The sequence below is a fragment of the Paraburkholderia sp. GAS41 genome, assembly GCF_050436545.1.
Taxonomy (GTDB): domain Bacteria; phylum Pseudomonadota; class Gammaproteobacteria; order Burkholderiales; family Burkholderiaceae; genus Paraburkholderia.
On record NZ_JBNDMK010000006.1, the window covers coordinates 244,129 to 265,809 of the forward strand.

Annotated in this window: 14 protein-coding genes and 1 riboswitch; of the genes, 8 read left to right on the top strand and 6 right to left on the bottom strand. The window is 63.2% G+C overall.

Annotated elements, in window-relative coordinates:
* The first annotated feature begins 130 nt into the window (after nucleotides 1–130).
* Complete coding sequence (locus tag P3T43_RS11960; protein ID WP_429281246.1) at nucleotides 131–5,620, top strand: trifunctional serine/threonine-protein kinase/ATP-binding protein/sensor histidine kinase; 5,490 nt, start codon at nucleotides 131–133, stop codon at nucleotides 5,618–5,620.
* Nucleotides 5,621–5,668: 48 nt separating this feature from the next.
* Here the strand turns inward: P3T43_RS11960 and P3T43_RS11965 are convergent, their stop codons facing one another.
* The gene (locus P3T43_RS11965) at nucleotides 5,669–6,151 is read right to left on the bottom strand and encodes an Lrp/AsnC family transcriptional regulator (protein WP_429281247.1); all 483 of its coding nucleotides are present in this window, start codon (nucleotides 6,149–6,151) and stop codon (nucleotides 5,669–5,671) included.
* Nucleotides 6,152–6,280: 129 nt separating this feature from the next.
* Here P3T43_RS11965 and P3T43_RS11970 point away from each other — a divergent pair, with 129 nt between their 5' ends.
* Nucleotides 6,281–6,967, top strand: coding sequence for a cysteine dioxygenase (locus tag P3T43_RS11970; RefSeq protein ID WP_429281248.1), 687 nt, complete (start codon nucleotides 6,281–6,283; stop codon nucleotides 6,965–6,967).
* A 16-nt stretch (nucleotides 6,968–6,983) separates the two neighbouring features.
* Here the strand turns inward: P3T43_RS11970 and P3T43_RS11975 are convergent, their stop codons facing one another.
* From P3T43_RS11975 to P3T43_RS11990, 4 genes are all read right to left on the bottom strand, one after another.
* Nucleotides 6,984–9,596 (bottom strand): mechanosensitive ion channel family protein, encoded by a 2,613-nt coding sequence (locus tag P3T43_RS11975; protein WP_429281249.1) that lies wholly within the window; start codon nucleotides 9,594–9,596, stop codon nucleotides 6,984–6,986.
* A gap of 179 nt (nucleotides 9,597–9,775) precedes the next feature.
* Nucleotides 9,776–10,423, bottom strand: coding sequence for an NAD(P)-dependent oxidoreductase (locus P3T43_RS11980; protein ID WP_429281250.1), 648 nt, complete (start codon nucleotides 10,421–10,423; stop codon nucleotides 9,776–9,778).
* 173 nt (nucleotides 10,424–10,596) lie between these two features.
* A complete protein-coding gene (locus tag P3T43_RS11985) occupies nucleotides 10,597–11,052 on the bottom strand; it encodes an Rrf2 family transcriptional regulator (RefSeq protein WP_429281251.1) in 456 nt (151 codons plus the stop codon).
* Nucleotides 11,053–11,190: 138 nt separating this feature from the next.
* Nucleotides 11,191–11,655 carry a hypothetical protein gene (locus P3T43_RS11990; protein ID WP_429281252.1) on the bottom strand — a complete coding sequence of 155 codons (465 nt, stop codon included), beginning with the start codon at nucleotides 11,653–11,655 and terminating at the stop codon, nucleotides 11,191–11,193.
* Between the two features lie 256 nt (nucleotides 11,656–11,911).
* On the opposite strand from P3T43_RS11990, the gene P3T43_RS11995 reads away from it, so the two are divergent.
* Together P3T43_RS11995 and P3T43_RS12000 are read left to right on the top strand one after the other, a co-directional pair.
* Complete coding sequence (locus tag P3T43_RS11995) at nucleotides 11,912–12,493, top strand: DJ-1/PfpI family protein (protein WP_429281253.1); 582 nt, start codon at nucleotides 11,912–11,914, stop codon at nucleotides 12,491–12,493.
* A gap of 200 nt (nucleotides 12,494–12,693) precedes the next feature.
* Nucleotides 12,694–13,020: a hypothetical protein gene (locus P3T43_RS12000; protein WP_429281254.1), complete on the top strand. Its 327-nt coding sequence runs from the start codon at nucleotides 12,694–12,696 to the stop codon at nucleotides 13,018–13,020.
* Here the strand turns inward: P3T43_RS12000 and P3T43_RS12005 are convergent.
* Nucleotides 13,007–14,653, bottom strand: a complete 1,647-nt coding sequence (locus tag P3T43_RS12005) for a sensor histidine kinase (RefSeq protein WP_429281255.1) — start codon at nucleotides 14,651–14,653, stop codon at nucleotides 13,007–13,009. The genes P3T43_RS12000 and P3T43_RS12005 overlap by 14 nt on opposite strands.
* A gap of 225 nt (nucleotides 14,654–14,878) precedes the next feature.
* A riboswitch (Fluoride riboswitch) is annotated at nucleotides 14,879–14,942 on the top strand.
* A 74-nt stretch (nucleotides 14,943–15,016) separates the two neighbouring features.
* Here P3T43_RS12005 and crcB point away from each other — a divergent pair.
* The 4 genes from crcB (at nucleotide 15,017) to P3T43_RS12025 (ending at nucleotide 21,679) form a co-directional block, all read left to right on the top strand.
* Complete coding sequence (gene crcB / locus P3T43_RS12010; protein WP_429281256.1) at nucleotides 15,017–15,397, top strand: fluoride efflux transporter CrcB; 381 nt, start codon at nucleotides 15,017–15,019, stop codon at nucleotides 15,395–15,397.
* 556 nt (nucleotides 15,398–15,953) lie between these two features.
* Nucleotides 15,954–16,790, top strand: coding sequence for an IclR family transcriptional regulator (locus tag P3T43_RS12015; RefSeq protein WP_429281257.1), 837 nt, complete (start codon nucleotides 15,954–15,956; stop codon nucleotides 16,788–16,790).
* A 345-nt stretch (nucleotides 16,791–17,135) separates the two neighbouring features.
* A complete protein-coding gene (locus P3T43_RS12020) occupies nucleotides 17,136–18,518 on the top strand; it encodes an MdtA/MuxA family multidrug efflux RND transporter periplasmic adaptor subunit (protein ID WP_429281258.1) in 1,383 nt (460 codons plus the stop codon).
* A 17-nt stretch (nucleotides 18,519–18,535) separates the two neighbouring features.
* Nucleotides 18,536–21,679: an MdtB/MuxB family multidrug efflux RND transporter permease subunit gene (locus P3T43_RS12025; RefSeq protein ID WP_429281259.1), complete on the top strand. Its 3,144-nt coding sequence runs from the start codon at nucleotides 18,536–18,538 to the stop codon at nucleotides 21,677–21,679.
* Nucleotides 21,680–21,681 lie beyond the last annotated feature (2 nt).

The following is a 21,681-nucleotide window of genomic DNA, read 5'->3' on the forward strand; positions in this document are numbered from 1 at the left end:
CCCGCCGCACCCGATATCGGCGCGTCCGTTGAATTGACGATAGCATGGCTCACGATGGCGGAATTTCAGGAGCCCGTTCCTCGCGGTGTGAAGGATGCGGCTTTTCTTCCTGACAACACGGGTGTGCTCAATGGCAGAGAATTCCGAGTACAGGTTGGCGCCGCTTCGCGAGGAGGCGGATTTCACGCTTTATCGCGGCAGCGCCCCCGGCAACGCGATGCCGGTCCTGGCGCGGGTGCTGGCCGCCGAACAGCCGTCTCCGCAGTGCCTGCGGCGCCTTGAACACGAATGGTCGCTGGCGGCCGAACTCGATGCGGCCTGGGCCGCCCAACCGCTTGCGCTGACCCGCCACCAGGGGCGAGCAGCCCTCATCCTCAAGGATCCAGGCGGCGAACCGCTGGATCGACTCGTCGAACAGCACAACGGGCGCCCGCTCGACACCATCCGCTTCCTGCGGATCGCCATCGGTCTGGCGGTAGCACTGGGCCAAGTGCATCGGCAAGGCCTCATCCACAAGGACATCAAACCTGCCAACGCGCTCGCCGACAGTGCCGGGCGCGTGTGGCTCACCGGCTTCGGCATCGCGTCACGGCTCCCCCGCGAGCGTCTGCCGCCCGTCTCACCCGAGATCATTGCCGGTACCCTCGCCTACATGTCGCCCGAACAGACCGGGCGCATGAACCGCTCGATCGATTCGCGCAGCGACCTCTATTCTCTGGGTGTCACGTTGTACGAACTGGCAACGGGCAGCCTGCCGTTTACCGCTTCTGATCCGATGGAATGGGTGCATTGCCAGATCGCAAGGCAGCCCGTGCCGCCTCTCGAACGGGCGCCCGATATGCCCGCTCCGGTCTCGGCCATCATCATGAAGCTCCTCGCCAAGACGGCCGAGGAGCGATACCAGACGGCCGTAGGCCTGCAGCGCGATCTCGAGCGGTGTCTCGCGCAATGGGAAACGCGTGGCCGCATCGACGCATTCCCGCCAGGCGCGCATGACACGCCGGACTGGCTGCTGATTCCCGAGAAACTGTACGGACGGGCCTCCGAGATCGATACGCTGCTGGCGTCGTTCGATCGTGTGGTAGGTGGAGGCCGGCCGGAACTGGTGCTCGTTTCCGGCTATCCAGGTGTCGGCAAATCCGCTGTGGTCAATGAACTGCATAAGCCGCTCGTTGCGCCGCGAGGTCTGTTCGTGTCGGGCAAATTCGACCAGTACAAGCGCGACATCCCGTATGCAACGCTCGCGCAAGCCTTCCAGAGTCTCATCCGTCCCATCCTTGCGAAGAGCGAAGCCGAGCTGGGCCGCTGGCGCGATGCCATCCGCGAGGCACTCGGTCCGAATGGACAGCTCATGGTGGATCTCGTCCCGGAGTTGAAGCTCATCGTCGGCGAGCAGCAGCCGGTTCCAACCCTGCCGCCACAGGATGCGCAAAGCCGCTTCCAGCTCGTCTTCCGCCGCCTGATCGGCGTGTTCACGCGCGAGCATCCGCTTGCCCTCTTCCTCGACGATCTGCAATGGCTCGATGCGGCCACGCTGGATCTGATGGAAGATCTGCTCACGCATCCAGACATGAAAAATCTGCTGCTGATCGGCGCGTACCGGGACAACGAAGTCGCCTCCACCCATCCGTTGATGCGCAAGCTGCAAGCCATGCGCGAGGCCGGCGCGGTCTGGCAGAACATCGTACTCACGCCGTTGACCCGGTATGACCTGCAGCAGCTCATTGCCCATTCGCTTCATTGTGAAGCGGACCATGCGGGTCCATTGGCGGAACTGGTCGAGAAGAAAACCTCCGGCAATCCGTTTTTCGCCATTCAGTTTTTGTCGGCGCTCTTCGAAGAGGGACTGCTCGTTTTCGACCACACCGCAGGGCAATGGCGCTGGGACCTGAGCCGGATTCACGCCAAGGGTTACACCGACAATGTCGTCGACCTCATGGTGGGGAAGCTGAACCGCCTGCCCGTCGACACGCAAACAGCCCTGCAGCAGCTTGCCTGCCTCGGCAACAGCGCCGACTTCGCCATGCTGCGCAGGGTGTGCGAGGACTCGAGCGAGACCATGCATGAACAGCTATGGGAAGCAGTCCGAACGGGCCTCATTTTCCGCTCGGAAGACGCTTACCGGTTCCTCCACGACCGCGTGCAGGAAGCGGCCTATTCGCTCATTCCTCAAGAACTGCAGGCGCAAACGCATTTGCGCATCGGCATGCTGATGGCCTCGCATACCGCGCCAGACAAACTCGAGGAAGGCATCTTCGAGATCGTCAACCAGCTCAACCGTGGCGCTCATCTGATCACCTCCGTTGCCGAGCGTGAGCGCATTGCCGAACTGGATCTCATCGCCGGTAGACGCGCCAAGATTTCCACGGCTTACGCCTCGGCACTCACGTACCTGCATGCCGGACGCGCCTTGTTGACCGACGATATCTGGAGTCGCAATTACGGCCTTGTTTTCCCGCTCGAATGTCTGCTGGCCGAGTGCGAATTGCTGAGCGCCAATATGGCGCCCGCGGAACGCCGGCTCTCCATGCTGGCCGAGCGGGCAACCGGCGCGCACGATACCGCACTCGTCACCCGTTTGCGCCTGACGCTCTACGACCTGCTGGGCCGCAGCGATCGCGGCGTGGAAGTATTCATCGACTATCAGACCGGTCACGGCAAGGCGTGGACGCCTCATCCCAGCCGAGAGGAAGTATCGCGGGAATACGCTCAGATCCGCTCACTGGTGGAACCCCCAAGAATTGGCGAGCTGGTCGATCTGCCCTTGATTACCGATGCGGACGTCCTCGATGTTCTGGATGTTTTCACCGAGGTCGCCATGTCGGCGATGTTCACCGACGCGAACCTGTATGCGCTCGTGCTGTGCCGGATCGTGGGCATGAGCCTCGAGCACGGCAACAGCGACGCATCGTGCTTCGCGTACGTGTCGTTGGGGATGCTCGCCGGGCCGCGTTTCGGCGACTATGAAACCGGCTTCCAGTTTGGCAAGCTCGGCTACGATCTGGTTGAGAAGCACGGATTGCACCGTTATCAGGCACGCGTCTATCTGCGTTTTGGCAACTGTGTCATGCCCTGGAAGCGACATGTCAAGACCGGGCGAGCGCTCGTACGGCGCACCTTCGACACCGCGAACAGAAGCGGTGATCTGACTTTTGCGGCGTATAGCTGCCACCACCTGAACACCAATCTGCTCGCTACGGGAGACCCTTTGGCCGAGGTGCAGCGCGAGGCCGAGGCCGGCCTCGCGTTCGCAGAAAATGCGCGCTTTGGCCGGGTCATCGACCACATCACTACACAGCTCGCGCTCATCCGCACGCTTCGCGGTTTGACGAGCCAGTTCGGCTCGTTCAATGACGATCAGTTCGACGAGCGCCAGTTCGAGCGTCATCTATCAGGCAACGCGATCCTGGCGAGGCCGGAGTGCTGGTACTGGATTCGCAAATTGCAGGCACGCTTCTTTGCGGAAGACTATCCTGCGGCGATCCAGGCATCGTTGAATGCCGAACGACTCCTCGCGACATCGCACTCCTACTTTGAAGTCGCGGAGCATCACTTTTACAGCGCGCTCGCCCGGGCTGCCGCCTTCGATTCTGCAACGGGCGGCTCGCGGCAGGCGCACTTCGAGGCGCTAGTGGATCACCATAAGCAGCTCGAAATATGGGCAGAGCATTGCCCGGAAAACTTCGACAATCGCGCGGCCCTGGTGGGCGCGGAAATCGCCCGTATCGAAGGGCGTTGTCTCAACGCCGAGCAACTCTATGAACAAGCCATCCGCTCGGCGCGGGCGAATGGCTTTGTGCACAATGAAGCGGTCGCCAATGAAATGGCGGCGCGCTTTTATGCGTCGAGAGGATTCGACAAGACTGCGCGTGCCTACCTGCGCGATGCCCGTCACGGTTATCTCAACTGGGGAGCCGATGGCAAAGTCAGGCAGCTCGACCAGATGTATCCGCAAATCAGGGACGAACACGCATCGACGGGATCGACGGGCATGATCGTGGCGCCGGCCGGGCTGCTCGATCTGGCCACGGTTATCAAGGTATCCCAGGCATTGTCGAGCGAGATCGTCCTGCCGCGGCTGATCGAAAAGCTGCTGCGGCTCGCGGTTGAGAACGCCGGCGCCGGGCGCGGTCTCCTCATTCTTCTGCGCGGTGGCACGCAGGGCGGCGAGCCGCAGATCGAAGCGGAGGCGACCTGCGGACCCGGCAAGATCGAGGTGGCGGTTCGGCAAGCCGCCATCACGCCGTCTGACCTGCCGCAATCCGCCCTGCACTACGTGATGCGGACACAGACGGGCGTCCTGCTCGACGATGCCTCGGGCGATAGCGTGTATTCCGAAGACGCGTATGTGCGGCACAACCGTTCGCGATCCGTGCTGTGCCTGCCCATCGTCAGACAGGCGAAGCTGGTGGGCGCACTGTATCTGGAGAACAATCTGGCACCCCGTGTCTTCACGTCGGACCGGGTCGCCGTGCTGCAATTGCTGGCATCGCAAGCGGCTATTTCGCTGGAAAATGCCGCCCTGTATACCGATTTGCAACGCAGCGAAGCCTTCCTCGCTCAAGGGCAACGGATCAGCCACACCGGCAGTTTCGGCTGGAGTATCGCAAGCGGCGAGTATTACTGGTCGGAGGAAAGCTACAACATCCTCGAATACGACCGGGGCGTTCAGGCTTCGGTGAATCTCGCCCTGCAACGCATGCATCCAGAAGACCGGGATGCGGTCCGACTGGCGCTTGACGCAGCGATCAGGGAAAAGAAGGCTTTCGACAGCGAACATCGTCTGATGATGCCGGACGGCCGAATCAAACACGTCCACGCCACGGGCCGGGCGGTGCAGATCGGCAATCTCGACTTTGTCGGCGCCGTGCGCGACATCACGGAACGCACGCGCGCGGAAGAGGCCCTGCGCCAGGCGCTGACCGATCTCGCCCGTATCAACCGCGTCACGACCATGGGCGAACTCACGGCATCGCTCGCGCATGAGATCAATCAACCGATCACCGGTGCCATCACGTATGCCAACGCCTGCGTACGATGGCTCGATCGCGCGCAACCCAACCTCGATGAAGCGCGGGCGGCTGCCGCCAACATGGTGCGAGATGGAGAACGCGCTGCGCAGATCGTCGCCAGAATCCGCAGCCAGTTCGAAAAAGGCATGCTGAATCGGGAGGCTTTCGGTGTCAGCGAGATCATTCGGGAAACCGTCGGACTCCTGCGCGGCGAAGCGATGCGGTACAACATATCGGTGCGCACGGAACTGGCCGCCGACCTGCCGCAGATCGTCGGCGATCGGGTGCAGTTGCAGCAGGTGGCGATGAATCTGATCGTCAACAGCATCGAAGCGATGAAGGACGTCGACGGCACACGCGAGATGGTGATCCGGTCGCGGCGCGCTGAAAAAGAGCAGATTCTGGTTTCAGTCAGCGATACCGGCAGCGGGGTTCCGCCGCAATTGGCGGAACAGATTTTCGATCCGTTCTTCACCACCAAACCACACGGCACCGGCATGGGACTGCGCATCAGCCGTTCGATTGTCGAGTCGCATGGTGGACGCCTGTGGGTTGCCGGTGTCCCTGGGCGGGGCGTCACGTTTCAGTTCACGCTGCCCGCAACGTAATCGCCCATTGCAAAACGCCAGCTTGCGGCTCGCCAGAGGTCTGCTGCTTTAGCGCCCTTCCGTCACCGCCGACGCCCGCACCGGCAGCGCCGTCGAATACTTGATCTGCTCCATGGCGAAGCTCGAACTCACGTCATAGAGCGGCACCGCGGCGATCAACAGTTTGTAGACCCGATCGTAGTCGTCAATATCCGAGACCACCACACGCAGCAGATAATCGGTCTCGCCGCTCATGCGATAGACCTCCACCACTTCGGGAATGTCCTTTACGGCGCGTGTGAACGTGGCCGCCCACGCTTCCGTATGCTGGTTGGTCCGCACCGCGACGAATACCGTCGCGCCCACGCCGAGCTTGCGCGGATCGCACAGCGCCACCTGGGCGCGGATCACGCCGGTTTCCTTGAGCCGCTGCAGGCGCTTCCAGCACGGCGTCTGCGACAGATTCACGCGTTGCGCGAGTTCGGCGATCGGCATGGTCGCGTCTTGCTGGAGCAACTCCAGCAGCTTCCGATCGATGATATCCATTCCCATGAGCACCCCCAAGTAGAAAATTATTCTACTTTATCCAGTTATGGGGGAATTATAGGAAAACTCTTTCTTCGCGCAAACCGGTATAAATATTCCTGTCCGCTAACCGATCTCCGCGCCTGCGCCGCCCCTATGAGCCACGATACTTCCCTGTCCGCCGTCGACCGCTCCGCGACCTCGCATCCGCACTTTTCGATGCCGCCCGAAGCCGCCCGGGTCTTGCCTGCATCAGCTGCAATATCGCCGCGCGCGGGCTGCTCACTTGAACGTCTGTGCGACGCGCTCGATGCCGCCTTCGCGCCGGCCGCCGGCGGCGTCGACCCGTCACACGGTGCGGCCTTCGCACGCCGCGTCAGAGCGGCGCTTGGCGCAGCGTGCGCCGACCCGGCGCTACTCACGCCGCAACAACGCGAAGGATCGGCCGAGTGCTACCGGCGCCATCTGCTTGCCGCCGATCCACTCGGCCGCTACGCCATCGCCGCGCTGGTCTGGATGCCCGGCCAGGCCAGTCCCGTGCATGCCCATCAGACATGGTGCGGCTACGCGGTACTGGACGGCGCCCTGTCGGAAACGGTGTATGACTGGAATGAGCCGCAGCAGCTTGCGGTCGAGACTCGCACGCATGCGCGCACGCGCGGCGCCGTGTCGTTCGTGCGCGCCGGCCGCGGCGGCATTCATCGGCTCGGCAACACGAGCGACGCGCCCGCCGTCTCGTTGCATATCTACGGCGTCGCAGGTTCACGGATCGCCACGCATGTGAACGATCTGCTCGCTGCCGCTACTCGCGCGCCTTCTCACGCGGAAGCGGCCGTCGTCTGAGACGGCCGATACGCGGCTAGCTTTTTCCCACCTCACCGGCAGTAGGAATCTGCGGCGCAACCGGCTCGGGGCCGGTTGAGGGCGGCGCGGGCCTCGGCTCATGCGAGACGTCGCGCGCCGCCATGGCCAGACTGGCGGAACGCACGCCGCTCGTCGCACCACGTGGCGTTGTAACCTGCTCCTGCGCGTGGGCAGGCACGGACAGGTCATCGTCCGGCAGCGGCTGCCCCTCGCTATCCTTTGCCGACGTGTAGATGCGCATTTGCGGCACCGGAATCTCGATACCCGCCTCGTCCATCTTGCGCTTCAGACGCAGGTTGAAAGCGCGCGCCACGCTCCACTGCTGCAGCGGCCGCGTCTTGATCTGCCCTTTCACGACCATCCAGTTCGGGTCGAAGCGGTCCAGTCCCCAAACCTCGATCGGCCCCAGCATTTCACGCCGATAGCGGAAATCGGCCATCAGATCGGCCCCTACCTCGCGAATCAGTTGGGTGACCTGATCGACGTCCGCGGAAAAACTCATCCGCACCTCGAACACAGCATAGGCAAAATCGCGCGACAGGTTTTTCACGATCTTGATCTGCGAAAACGGAATGGCATGGATCGCGCCCTGCCCGTCGCGCAGCCGCACGGTGCGAATCGACAGATGCTCGACCGTGCCCGCGTGGCCACCGTCGACGTCGATCCAGTCGCCGACCGAGATGGTGTCCTCGATGATGATGAACAAGCCCGTGATCAGGTCGGTGACGAGCGACTGCGCGCCAAAGCCGATTGCCAGACCGATTACCCCCGCGCCGGCCAAGAGCGGCGTCACGTTGATACCGAGGTTGGCGGCCGTGACGATGCCCGCCGCCGTCACCAGCATCACCAGGAGCGCATTGCGCACAAGCGGCAGCATGGTGCGGGCGCGCGTGCTGGCGTTGCGCGATTTGCCGCGTGTCGGGCTTGGCGTGAGCGCTTCCCTGATCGCGGTATCGAACAGGATCCACAGCAGCCAGGCGACGAACCAGGTGGTGAGAATCGCCATGACAGCATGCGCGATGCCGCGCGCCGCAACGTTTTCCTCGATCACGCTCGCGAGCGATACGCCCCATAGGCGCGCCGCCAGTTCGAAAAAGCCGAGCCAGATGAACAGCGTTGCCAGGGTCCCGACGAACTGCAGCAGCCGTCTCAGATAAGGCGAGCGACGGTGCCGGCGGATATTGCGCGGCCGCGACACACGCAACACGATGGCCGACAGGAAGAATGCCAGCACCAGGAAGAGCGCCGTCACCACGGAAATCTGCAGCACGTTCTCGTTCGAACCCGAACCGCCGATGGTGGCGATCACCGACGCGCTCGTCAGCAGCAGCACGGGCACATGCCAGAGCGAGGCGAGCACATCGAAAGCGTCGGTCGCGGCTTTATGCTGATGCCGCGGTTCGTAGGCCCGATTGCGGATCAGATGCGCGATGGGCCGGCGAAACACCAGCGCGAAATACGCGGTCAGGATGGCAGCGACCATGTTCGCTACCATCGAAACCAGTTCGGCCAGATTCGGACCGAGTTGGTGTTCGACATCGTAGTTCACCGCGGCATCGCCCAGCGCGGCGCACACGCCGATCACGAACAGCAGGCGGCGCGCATGTTCGATCAGCACGCGCACCGCGACGCGCCGATGACCCGAGCCGAACAACGAAAACATGATGAGACAAATGGCGGAAAACACCGCGCCGGCGACGATCGCATAGGCCACCACCATGCCCAGCGTGCGACCCAGCGAATCGGGCATGGCCCGCGCAAATACCAGTGCGGCCACGAACGCGACAATCCATGGACCGGCCCGCCGCAGCGTGAAGATCAGCAGTTCACCGGTCGACGGATTGGGCTTGAGTCCGACCACCACGCGATAGCGTTGGTGCAGCCGGCGTTGTACATAGATCAGGGCCCACGCGCAGAGGCCCCAGCCGACCAGCATGCCGGCCATGTCGAGCAGGATTTTGCCGAGGCTCTCGGGGCCCTGGCTCGTCACGATCGTGAACAGTTCGTTGCCGGCCGCGTTGAAGCGCCCCGCCCAATAACGCAGGGGCGTGCGGCCCTGATGCACACCGGACTCGAACGACGCGATCCCCGACGCAATCGCCCCCAGCAAACCCGGATTTGGCTGCGCGGGCGGCGCCGGTGCGACCGTGCGGCTGACTTCGCGTAACTTCTTGAGTTGGGCGACGAGCGCCGTGCGCTGACGGTCGTTGTCGAGCGTCGAGATCACACTGTCGAGCGAGCGTGCGAGTTCGGCCTGACTCGCCGGTGACGGCGCGGACGCCGCTTCAGCGGCCGATGCGGCATCCGACGCGGGTGTCGCCGTCACGGTGGCGCTATTGATCAGGCTCTGCAAGGCCGGAATGACCGGGGTGGCAGCGCCGGCCGCATGAGCGGCTCGCGGCACCGTCGCGAAGCACGCCAGCACGATCAAGCCGGTCAACCATACGCATAGCGGCCAGCTGGACGCCCGCAGCCGCAGGCGCCCGGCGCGGTCAGGCCGGGGGTCGGAATCCAGGAGATGGAAATAATGCGCGGCAGTACGAAACGCCGATGGCCCGCCGGTAGACGGCGCAGCCCCGGACTCACACCGCTTTTGGCATGATTTCATGGCAATTCGTAGCAAAAACGGGAGACGGCAAGTGTAGCCGCACTTGCCGCGGCCGCGCGTGACCATGCGTAACGGAATGTTAGGACACTTGCGCGTCCAGGTGGGATGTGACGAACCGCTCAACCGCGGCGCGGGTCGGGCCGTCCGGCTCGACCCCGATCTGCCGCAGTCCGCCGCGCTCAGTAAGCGGCCGTCGCGATCTTGCGGATGAAGCGACCCTGCTCCAGTTCGTCGACGAATGCAACCGCGTAATCTTCCGCCGAAATGTGGCTGTTGCCGCTGGCGTCGGCCAGCAGCACGTCGGCGGCCGTGCGGAATACGCCGGTGCGCTCGCCCGGGGCGATCAGGGCTGCGGGGGCGAAGAACGTCCAGTCGAGATCGGTGAGCGTGCGGTAAAACGTGAGCGCATCGCGGTGTGCGAGCGCCACTGCCTTATAAGCGTCCGGAAAGCCTTCCATATCGACCAGTTGTTTGCCGGGCGCCGCTTCCAGCGAGCCTGCCCCGCCGACCACCACCAGGCGTTTCACGCCTGCCGCATGCACGCCTTCCACCAGCGTGCGCGTCGCGGTCGCGACACGACTGGCGTCCTCGCGCGGCGGCGCATACGCGCTGGCCACGACATCATGTCCGCGCACTGCCGCGGCAACGCTGGCAGCGTCGAGGAGGTCGGCCTGCACTGCCGTCAGATTGGCGACGTCCGCCGGGACGCGCTCGGGATTACGCGCGAGTGCCGTTACCTGATGGCCGCGCCGCGCCGCTTCCGCAGCGATCCGCGAACCGATCATGCCCGTTGCGCCAAACAGTGCGATCTTCAATGCGTTGCTCATTTTGCATATTCCTGTGATTGACTTATATGTAACTGTGTTGATTACATATAGAGTGGAAAAAAGAGGGGTACTGCCCCCGTTTGTCGCTGCTTTTACCTGCCCCTACGTACTGATTCTGCCTCCCACGCGCCTCGTCCGAAGTCACGCGCACCGCATGCATGATCCTTGACGTCCTATCCCGCCGGCCGCCGCTTACGTTCGCGCTGGCGCTCGGCCTTGATCAGGTCACCCGTGGCGTCGGCCAGAGTCCGCCCCGCCAGCGACGCCTCCATGGCCCGCTGCGCCTCCCCGATGATGCCGCGCAACACCACCTGGATATTGCGCCCCACCATGCAAGCCGGATTCGGCTCTTCGCGATGCAGCGCGAACATTTGCGCATCGTCGACCGCGCGATAGACCTCGAGCAGCGTGATTGTTGCGGCGGGACGCGCCAGCAATGCCCCACCGCCGGCACCGAGCTGCGATGTGGTAAGCCCGGCTTCGGCGAGCATCGTCAGCAAGCGGCGAATCAGCGCGGGATTCGTATTTACGCTGCCCGCAATCATCTCCGACGAAAGCGGCACACCTTCCTGCAATGACAATAACGCCAGCACATGGACCGCAAAAGCAAACCGGCTACTCGTATTCAAGACACACCTGCCCGGCGACGACAATATGTAACCATAGTAATTACATTTAATTGCACTGTCAAACCCAGGCTGATGAAACCGCGCGGGCGAATCACGTGCCGCGTGTCATGGACACATCAGCCATACGACCGCTCGGGGTCATTTGTCCATCTGCTTTTGTGCGTCACTGCTGTCGTTCCCGCTGTCATTCGACGCGGCGGATGCGGACGAGCCCGCCGTGCTGTCGGACCACTGCTGCAGTTTGCGGCCCGCATTCTGCAGGCCCGCGCCCGTCAGCGACGCAGCCTTGTCGAGTTCCGCGCTGCTCGCGCTGGCGGCGTTCTGCAGATTGGCTTGCGCGCCCGAGGCGAGTGCGGAAGGATCGATGGTGATGGTCGGCGCCGATGCGGCCGATTCGACGTTCTGTTTCGCCGTGTCGACCTGCTGGCCGACGTAGCTCGCGGCCTGGTTGAGCGACTGGCCGGCCTGTTGCGCGGCATCGTTCATCTTGCCGGCGAGTTGCCCTGCCGAGGCGTCATTTTTCTGGCACGCGGCCAGCGCGCCCAGCAGGATCCCGGCAAACACAAGCCGGCGGACGAGAGGGCGATGGTTAAATGAAATCATTATGGAATCTGAGCCACGACGAGCGGCTTCCGCATACGTAAACGAGCCCATGATACGCCCTGGCGCTGCCCGCCCTGCACTTCAGGCTGTCAAGCGACCGCGCGCGAGACGCTGGCCTCAGCGCGAATGGACGCAGATATAGACGCCAATACGAGCGTCGGCGCATCCTGCACGCGTTAGTCGCTCTACTGTCAAACACGTTGGAGTAGACTCGCTGGACGTTCGATGTGTTCCGCAGTTCAACAGGAGGCATACGATGGCAGCAAAGAAGATTCTGTTCCTGACTGGCGATTTCGCCGAGGATTACGAAACAATGGTGCCTTTTCAGGCGCTTCAGGCGGTCGGCCATGTGGTCGACGCGGTGTGCCCCGGCAAGTCGGCCGGCGAGCGCATCAAGACAGCCATTCACGATTTCGAAGGCGACCAGACTTACACGGAAAAGCCGGGCCACCAGTTCACCCTGAATGCGAGCTTCGACGACGTCGATCCCGGTCAATACGACGCGTTGGCGATAGCCGGCGGCCGTGCCCCTGAATATCTGCGTCTGAATCAGAAAGTGATCGACCTCGTGCGCCAGTTCGCGGAACAGCGTAAGCCGATCGCCGCGATCTGCCATGCCGCCCAACTGCTGGCAGCGGCCGACGTGATTCGCGGCAAGCGAATTTCTGCTTATCCGGCGTGCGCGCCGGAAGTGAAACTTGCAGGCGGCGACTACGCCGACATTCCGGTCGACGCAGCCGTCACCGATGGCAACTTCGTCACGGCGCCCGCATGGCCGGCGCACCCTGAATGGCTGCGGCAATTCCTCGTAGTCCTTGGCACGCGCATCGAACTCTGAGCGTCCTCATACGTCGGGCGCGCCACGCAGGCGCCCGACGCATCGTCTTTCCCTTACATCCACACGCGAGAACGCCGGCGCGTCTGCCAACGCGTCGCTGTCCTTGACCTAACGCATACCCCGCTGCATTTGAGACTAGTCCGATAGTTCATGGCGAACGGCGTTCCTATAGTCGACGGTTGACTTTGGAGCAGCTTTCGATGGAACTGACAGATTGGGTCGTCATTCTCGCAATCGTACTCATGGCGATCGCTTTCTTTTGTGGCCGCGCACCGGCCCGCTGGTCGCTCGAAAACCGCGCGCGCCGCTTCACCGGCACTCGCTTGCTGGCGCAGGCCGCGTTCTCGCTGTGGGCCGCCCTGCTGATTCTGGTACGCGGTCTGTTCGCACTGGACGGTCTGCTCGGCATGCGGCCCGCACCGCACATGGTCATTGTGGGCGCAACCATTCTGGTGGCATTCGGCTGCTATTGGTCGATTCGCGCCAGCAAGCTGCTGAAGCCGCGCCGCCTCTTCACCGCGTACTAAGCCCCGGCGCGCCTAGCGCCAGCATCTCCGGCTCGCTGTGCACGGCACGAATCTCCGCTTCCGGAAGCGAAAAATAGAATGTCGTCCCAACCCCTTCGGTCGACTCCGCCCAGACCCGGCCACCATGCCGCTCCACCACGCGGCGCACCAGCGCCAGCCCGATCCCCTCGCCGGTTGCGACGTTGCCGTGCAGGCGCTGAAACGCGTTGAACAGACGCGGAATCGCAATAGCTGGAATGCCGAGCCCGTTGTCTTTCACATAGAAAATGCGTAGTGAATGAACGCCTGGCGGAGCCGGCGTCGTACCGATTTCGACGCGCCCGTCGCGCGATGCATCGAGGTAGTTGATCGCGTTGCCCAGCAGATTCGCAAATACCTGCTCGAGCGCAGTCGGATCGCCCCACACCGACGGCAGATCGTGGACGACCACGCGCGCCCGGCGGGCCCGGATCGACACCTGCATCGCATCGGTCACGCGCTGGACGATGTCACGCACACGCACCTGCTGGCGGCGATACTCGACGCGCCCAACGCGCGAGAGCCGCAACAGCGCGTCGATAATGTGCGAAGCGCGCAGCACCGCGGTTTGCAGGTAGTGCAAGGCCTCGCCGATATCCTCGTCGATCAGCCGCTCGATATGTTGCCGCCGCGCCGGCGTCAGCGATGACTGCCGCACCGCCGCACGCAGATCGTCGCACGCATGGATCAGCTCCTTCGAGAAGCCCTGCAGGTTGACGAGCGGTGCGCGCAGATCGTGCGACACGCTGTAGATAAACATCTCGTTTTCCTGGGTCTGCTGACGTAGCGTCTCATTGATGGCCGTCAGTTCATTGGCGCGGCGCGCCAGATCGGACTGAAAGCGCGCATGGATCCGTTCCGCCTCCAGCAGGCGCCGGCTCGTCTCGTGCAGCGTGTGATCGAGCCGCGCGATTTCATCGGAGCCATGATCGATTGGTGCGAGCGGTTCGTTGCTGGCCAGCCGTCCGGCGTTGTCGGAGAGCAGCGCGAGCCGTCCCCGCACGCCGCGCGTGAAGAGCCATACGGCCAGTGCGACAAACAGCAGCGAGCCGAGCACGGCGGCCACGATCAGCACCAGTTGCCGCTCATGCGCAGCCTCGGCCTCGTTCGTGCGCTGGGCATCGAGGAGACGCTCCTCGTTCTGGAATGCCGCGATCTGGGAACGGAACCGGTCGAGCACATCGGTACTCGCCAGTTCGCTGAAACGTTCGATGACATCGCGCCGGCGCCCGGAATGCAACAGGTCCTGCACGCGGTCCGACCATTGCCGGTACGCCTGCACGGATTGACGGATCTGCACGGCGCGTTCTACCTGGGCAGGATTGTCGGCCACCAGATCGGCCAACTGGTCGATGCGGCGGTCGACGTCCATCCATAGCGCCACGGGCGTCGCGACATCGGCGTTGTTACTGAGCACCGCCCCGCGCAGGCGCACCGAATCGAGCAGCACCGGCTGCAGAATCGCCGTGGTCTGGCGCAGCACGTCCTCGCTGTGGGCCGCCCAACGCTCGGCCTGCGCAGCGTCCACCTGCGCCCCGACCAGCCCCGACAGCAGGGCGAGCTCGAACACGGCAGGAATCGCGATCAGCAACAGCCCTTTGGTTGTCAGTCTCATGCGTACGCGAAAGAGTTCGGAAGCCCGGCAGGCCACGCTGGGAACGATACATTATGTCGGCGTTTGGCATGGATGACAAAGGCCGTCGGCGTAGCGCCAAGACGGGTGGCATGGGATTGCGCCTACCCTCCCTGCGACCGCCCCGGTCCACATGCGTGACGCATTGACAGCCCTCCCACCGACCGCCGTTGCACCTGTCCCCACATGCCTGCGTCGATGATAAAATCGCCCGCTGGAGATGGCATTCTCCCTTAACCGCCCACCTGTGGCTGATGATGCCTGCATGCCCGGATGAGGGCGGACACCACCTGTCTCGCGCTCACCCCGGTTTGTCGACCTTGCGGCCTTGCCGGGCGTCCTTTCATGTATTTATCTATTCTGGCTGTGGGTATTGGCGGTGCACTGGGTTCACTGTTCCGCTGGTTTCTCGGTATGCGTCTGAACGGGTTGTTCCCCGCCCTGCCGCTCGGCACCCTTGCTTCCAATGTGATCGCCGGTTACATCATCGGCGTCGCCATAGCCTTTTTTGCGCGCTTGCCGGAACTCGCACCCGAGTGGCGGCTCTTCGTCATTACCGGGCTGATGGGCGGACTGTCCACGTTTTCGACCTTCTCCGCCGAAGTCGTGCAGCGCCTGCAGGAAGGACGTTTAGGCTGGGCCGCAGGCGAAATTGCGATTCACGTGTCGACCTCGCTCATCATGACGGTGCTCGGCATCGCGACCGTCGCGCTCGTGACACGCTAGACGCGCGCAAACCGTCAACGCGCAAAGCTATTCAAAAGCTATTCATTACGCATTAAATAAAGTAAGGCAGCCATGTGATATCTATGGTGCTGTTTTCGTTTCAACCCGCCAGTAACGGGTTTGCGGGCGAAAAAAAAGGCGTCACGTGACCGTGACGCCTTAAAAAGTTCTAGCCATTCCGAGGGCCGTGCTAGAACCTGAGAGAGGGGATTCGAAAGTACCGCTTGGTGGGACACCATGCGCAAATTGCCGATGGTGCCTTGCTGGCCCGGGCTATACAGCATGTCGGGCAAAGCTAGACCGGCGTGCGCAACTCAACCGCGCTCACACGCAAGCCTTCCTTTCGAAATGTGGTTCCATTTTTTACGGTTATGCTGACTAAGTCAAGCAAAATCTAATGAAAGCGGGACTTCCGGGCCACACCCTTCTATTACAATGATTTGTCTTAGGAAATAGGGTCAGCATGCGTCACTATGGTGCACGTTCGGTCCTGCCGCCTTGGGTTCGGTTGAACAGCACGAATGCATAAATTGAAACGCAGTTTCACAAAAACGAGATGACTGACGAAACCTTGCTCCCTCGCGGTACCGATCCCGTCAGGGAAAAAGATGGCTCAGGAGACGAAGTCACCGCGCTCGCGCGCGGCTTGACTGTCCTGCGCTGTATCGCGGCAGCGGACTCCCCGCTCAGCAATCGCGAACTGACCGAACTCACCGGCATCCCCAAGCCGACCGTGTCGCGGATCACCGCCACGCTGGTCAGTGCCGGATTCCTGTTTCGCCTGCCGGACAGCGAACGATTCGTGCTGACTTCGTCCGTTCTGGAATTGAGTAACGGCTTTCTGCGTAATTTCGATATCCGCGCCCGCTCGCGGCCGTTTCTGATCGAACTTGCCGAGCGCACCTCGCTGTCCGTGCATCTCGCCGTGCGCGACCGGCTCGACATGGTGGCGATCGACGCCATCAAGCCACGCTCGGCCGTCCTCGTGTCGCGACTCGAGGTGGGCTCGCGGATGAACCTGAGCCGCACCGCCGTGGGCCGCGCGTACCTCGCCGTGCTCGCCGAACCCGAGCGCCAGAAGCTGTTGCTCGGACTGCAGGCAGCCGAAGGCGACGAGTGGGGATACATAAGCGGCCGCCTCGACCAGTCCCTGCGCGAAACCGCCGCCCAAGGCTTTGCGATTGCAACCGGCGAATGGCACGAGGGACTCAATGCGATTGCGGCCGGCTTCGTCGGGCCATCCGGCGAACGCTATGCAGTCAATTGCGGTGGCTCGTCACAACAGTGCCCACGCGACTGGCTGATCACGCGCGCGGCTCCCCTGCTGCTGGAGTGCATCTCCAGGATCGCCCTCGAAATCGGCGGCACGCCGGGCCGCCGGCTGGATACCTGAGCGGCACCGCCAGGCTCTGAATGTGGAGCCGCAGCACCGTCGCCGGCACGCGTCTCACGCGACCGCCGGCACGGTGTTACACGCGTAACCAACCGAAAAATACGCCACTGGACGGTATGGAAGCCAGGGACGTAGGATCATGCTTTCGTCTAGCTTGCTATGTCCGGCCCGCGCCACAAGACAATAGGGTGTGGGTCCCATCAGGCAGCTGTCACAGTCTGCGTCACTGTCACGAAACCGCGTTGCAGCAGGATTTTTCCCGCATCGCGCGTCGCTACGCGCTGAACATCTGCGTTGCATCCCATACGTCTCACGTAACTTTAAGCCAGCCACCTGATCGAACCGATGGACGACCAACAACAGCAACCCGAAACTTCACGCACACCCGCTCCGGCACAACCATCCACCGTCGGGGCCGGCCAGATGAGGAGCAGCGGCAAACGGCATCGGGGGCGCACTATCGGACTGATCGTCGCTGCACTGGTGGTGGCGGGTATCGTCGTGTGGCGCTGGCATCCGTGGGGTGCGCCGGCCGGCGGCGCGAGCCAGCAGAGTGAAGGCAGTGGCCGGCACGGCCGCGGCGGCGGCGCGTTCGGCAACCAGCCGCAGCCGGTCCACGTCGCGACGGCGACGCAAGGCGAGATGCCGGTCGTGCTGACGGCGCTCGGTACGGTCACGCCGCTCGCCACCGTCACCGTGCAGACCCAGTTGAGCGGCACACTGCAGACGGTCGCCTTCCAGGAAGGCCAGATGGTCAAGAAGGGCGACCTGCTCGCGCAGATCGATCCGCGCCCGTATCAGATCTCGCTTGAAAATGCCGAGGGCGCGCTGGCGCGCGACCAGGCACTGCTGCAGACCGCGCGCCTCGATCTGAAACGCTATCAGACGCTGCTCGCGCAGGATTCGATCGCGAGCCAGCAGGTCGACACCCAGGCCTCATTGGTCCAGCAATACATCGGCACGGTGAAGTCGGATCAGGCCAACATCGACACCTACAAGCTCGATCTGATCTACGCGCGCATCACCGCGCCCGTGTCGGGCCGCGTCGGTCTGCGCCAGGTCGATCCGGGCAACTATGTCACGCCCAGCCTGACCAACGGCATTGTCGTGATTACCCAGCTGCAGCCGATCAGCGTGATCTTCACCGTCTCCGAAGACAATCTGCCGCAAATCATGAAGCAGGTGCAAACGGGCGCGAAGCTCTCGGTGACCGCATACGACCGCAGCAATACCACGTCGCTTGCGGGCGGCACACTTGAGACGCTGGACAACCAGATCGACACGACCACCGGCACGCTCAAGCTGCGCGCCATGTTCAATAACCAGGACAACCTGCTGTTCCCAAATCAGTTCGTCAACGCGCGGCTGCTGGTGGATACCATTCACGACGCCGTGATCGTACCGACCTCCGCCGTGCTGAACGGCTCGATGGGTCAGTTCGTGTATGTCGTCAAGGACGACAGCACGGTCACCGTGCGGCCGGTGAAGATCGGCCCCGTGGATGGCGAGCGCACCAGCATCGCCTCGGGCCTGCAAACGGGCGAGCGGGTCGTGATCGACGGCTCCGACCGTCTGAAGGAAGGCGCGAAGATCACCATTCCCGCTGACCGTCCGCGCGGTGCCTCGGGGGCACGCGGTGCTGCTGGCGCACACGGGGCGTCAGGTGCGTGGGGCGCATCCGGCGCGCATGCGCATCATCACAAACACGCGGCGCAAGCTTCGGAATAAAGGCTGACTGAACTCGCATGAATCCATCCCGCGCCTTTATTCTGCGCCCGGTCGGCACCGCCCTTCTGATGGCGGCGATCATGCTGGTCGGGCTCGTCGCGCTGCGCTTCCTGCCGCTCTCGGCGTTGCCGGAAGTCGACTACCCGACCATCCAGGTGCAGACCTTCTATCCGGGCGCGAGCCCGGATGTGATGACTTCATCCGTCACCGCGCCGCTCGAGCGCCAGTTCGGGCAGATGCCGTCGCTGAACCAGATGTCGTCGCAAAGCTCGGCGGGCTCGTCGATCATCACACTGCAGTTCAGTCTCGACCTGCCGCTCGATATCGCCGAACAGGAAGTCCAGGCGGCCATCAACGCCGCGGGTAATCTGCTGCCGTCCGATCTGCCTGCGCCGCCGATCTACGCCAAGGTCAATCCGGCCGACGCGCCGATCATCACGCTCGCCCTCACCTCGCAGACCATGCCGCTGACGCAGGTGCAGGACCTGGCCGATACGCGTCTCGCACAAAAGATTTCGCAGGTCGCGGGGGTGGGTCTGGTGAGTCTGTCGGGCGGTCAGCGCCCGGCTGTGCGGATTCAGGCCAATCCGCGTGCGCTGGCCGCGTACGGTCTGAACCTGGACGATCTGCGCACCACCATTTCGAACCTCAACGTCAATACCCCGAAAGGCAACTTCGACGGCCCGACGCGCGCCTACACGATCAATGCGAACGACCAGTTGACCGATGCCAACGCCTACAAGAGCGCGGTGATCGCCTACAAGAACGGCCGCCCGGTGATGCTGACGGATGTCGCCACCATCGTGCAGGGCGCGGAGAACACCAAGCTCGGCGCGTGGGTCGACTCGACCCCGGCCATCATCCTGAACGTGCAGCGCCAGCCGGGCGCGAACGTGATCCAGGTGGTCGACAGCGTCAAGGCCTTGCTGCCGCAATTGCAGGCCTCATTGCCCGCCGCGCTGAATGTCCGGATCGTCACCGACCGGACTACCACGATCCGCGCCTCCGTGCGCGACGTGCAGTTCGAACTGCTGATGTCGGTGGTGCTGGTGGTGCTGGTGATGTATCTGTTCCTCGCCAATCTCTACGCCACCATTATTCCGAGCCTGTCCGTGCCGCTCTCGCTGATCGGCACGCTGGCGGTGATGTATCTGTGCGGCTTCTCGCTCGACAACCTGTCGCTGATGGCGCTCACCATCGCCACCGGCTTCGTGGTCGACGACGCCATTGTGATGATCGAGAACATTGCGCGCTATGTCGAAGAGGGCGAAACCGCGCTCGAAGCAGCGCTCAAGGGCTCAAAACAGATTGGTTTTACGATCATCTCGCTGACGGTCTCGCTGATCGCCGTGCTGATTCCGCTGCTGTTCATGGGTGACGTGGTGGGCCGCCTGTTCCACGAATTCGCCATCACGCTGGCCGTCACCATCGTGATTTCGGCGGTGGTCTCGCTCACGCTGGTGCCCATGATGTGCGCGAAACTGCTGCGCCACACGCCGCCGCAGGAAGCGCACCGCTTCGAGACCAAAGCGCATGCCTTCATCGACACCATCATCGCCCGTTACGCCGTCGCGCTGACATGGGTGCTGGACCGCCAGCGCGCCACGCTGTTCGTCGCCGTGCTCACGCTGGTGCTGACCGCCGTGCTGTACGTGTACATTCCGAAGGGTTTCTTTCCGGTGCAGGACACCGGCGTGATCCAGGCGATCACCCAGGCGCCGCAGTCGGTCTCGTACGCGTCCATGGCCGAGCGTCAACAGGAACTGGCGGCGCAAATCCTGAAGAATCCGGATGTGGAGAGTCTGACGTCGTTTATCGGCGTGGACGGTAACAACATCACGTTGAATAGCGGCCGGATGCTCATCAACCTGAAGCCGCGCGACGACCGCAGCAACACCGCGAGCGACGTGATCCGCCAGTTGCAGAAAGACGTGGCGCACATTCCGGGCGCCTCGCTGTACATGCAACCGGTGCAGGATCTGACGATCGATGCAACGGTCAGCCCGACCCAATATCAGTTCATGCTGACCGATCCGAACATCGGCGAGTTCGCGACCTGGGTGCCCAAGCTGGTCGAGCGGCTCAAGCAGGCGCCGGAACTGGCCGATGTGGCCACCGACCTGCAGGAGAACGGCCAGTCGGTGTATGTGGAAATCGACCGCGCCAGCGCTTCGCGCTATGGCATTACGCCGGCCACTGTCGACAACGCGCTGTATGACGCGTTCGGCCAGCGCATCGTCTCGACCATCTTCACGCAGTCGAACCAGTACCGCGTGATTCTGGAAGCGCAGCCGCAAGTCCAGCACTACACCGAGTCCCTGAACGCGATCTATCTGCCCTCCTCCACGTCGACGGGCGGCCAGGTGCCGTTGTCGTCGATCGCGAAGTTCGTCGAGCAGCCGGCGCCCTTGCTGGTGACGCACCTCAGCCAGTTCCCCGCCACCACGGTGTCGTTCAACCTCGCGCCGGGCTCGTCGCTCGGCGCGGCCGTCAAGGCAATCAATCAGGCCGAACAGGACATCGGCTTGCCGGCCTCGTTCCAGACGCGCTTTCAGGGTGCGGCGCTCGCCTTCCAGGCGTCGCTGTCGAACGAACTGTTTCTGATCCTCGCCGCGATCGTCACGATGTATATCGTGCTGGGCGTGCTGTACGAGAGCTTCATCCACCCGATCACGATTCTCTCCACGCTGCCCTCGGCGGGCGTCGGCGCATTGCTGGCGTTGCTCATCACCGGGCATGACCTCGATATCATCGGCATTATCGGCATCGTTTTGCTGATCGGCATCGTGAAGAAGAACGCCATCATGATGATCGACTTCGCGCTCGAAGCCGAGCGCGAGCAGGGCAAGCCGCCGCGCGAGGCCATCTACCAGGCGTGCCTGCTGCGCTTCCGGCCTATTCTCATGACCACCATGGCGGCCCTGCTCGGCGCCCTGCCGCTGATGCTCGGCAGCGGCGCGGGTTCGGAACTGCGCCGCCCGCTCGGGATTGCGATTGCGGGCGGTCTGATCGTGAGCCAGTTGCTGACGCTGTTCACGACGCCGGTGATCTACCTCGGGTTCGACTCGCTCGCGCGGCGCGTGCGGGCGCGTTTTCATCATGACCGACATGACGAAAGCGGCCGCAACGCTCCACCGCCCGCCACCGACGCGGGGAACTGAGC

What these genes read in the sequence shown, in the direction of transcription:
- P3T43_RS11995 (WP_429281253.1), top strand. Translation starts at nt 11,912, where the DNA reads ATGGCAGCAAAGAAGATTCTGTTCCTGACTGGCGATTTCGCCGAGGAT.
- P3T43_RS11990 (WP_429281252.1), bottom strand. Translation starts at nt 11,655, where the DNA reads ATGATTTCATTTAACCATCGCCCTCTCGTCCGCCGGCTTGTGTTTGCC.
- P3T43_RS11980 (WP_429281250.1), bottom strand. Translation starts at nt 10,423, where the DNA reads ATGAGCAACGCATTGAAGATCGCACTGTTTGGCGCAACGGGCATGATC.
- crcB (WP_429281256.1), top strand. Translation starts at nt 15,017, where the DNA reads ATGTATTTATCTATTCTGGCTGTGGGTATTGGCGGTGCACTGGGTTCA.
- P3T43_RS11970 (WP_429281248.1), top strand. Translation starts at nt 6,281, where the DNA reads ATGAGCCACGATACTTCCCTGTCCGCCGTCGACCGCTCCGCGACCTCG.
- P3T43_RS11960 (WP_429281246.1), top strand. Translation starts at nt 131, where the DNA reads ATGGCAGAGAATTCCGAGTACAGGTTGGCGCCGCTTCGCGAGGAGGCG.
- P3T43_RS11975 (WP_429281249.1), bottom strand. Translation starts at nt 9,596, where the DNA reads ATGAAATCATGCCAAAAGCGGTGTGAGTCCGGGGCTGCGCCGTCTACC.
- P3T43_RS12015 (WP_429281257.1), top strand. Translation starts at nt 15,954, where the DNA reads ATGACTGACGAAACCTTGCTCCCTCGCGGTACCGATCCCGTCAGGGAA.
- P3T43_RS12020 (WP_429281258.1), top strand. Translation starts at nt 17,136, where the DNA reads ATGGACGACCAACAACAGCAACCCGAAACTTCACGCACACCCGCTCCG.
- P3T43_RS11965 (WP_429281247.1), bottom strand. Translation starts at nt 6,151, where the DNA reads ATGGGAATGGATATCATCGATCGGAAGCTGCTGGAGTTGCTCCAGCAA.
- P3T43_RS12000 (WP_429281254.1), top strand. Translation starts at nt 12,694, where the DNA reads ATGGAACTGACAGATTGGGTCGTCATTCTCGCAATCGTACTCATGGCG.
- P3T43_RS12005 (WP_429281255.1), bottom strand. Translation starts at nt 14,653, where the DNA reads ATGAGACTGACAACCAAAGGGCTGTTGCTGATCGCGATTCCTGCCGTG.
- P3T43_RS12025 (WP_429281259.1), top strand. Translation starts at nt 18,536, where the DNA reads ATGAATCCATCCCGCGCCTTTATTCTGCGCCCGGTCGGCACCGCCCTT.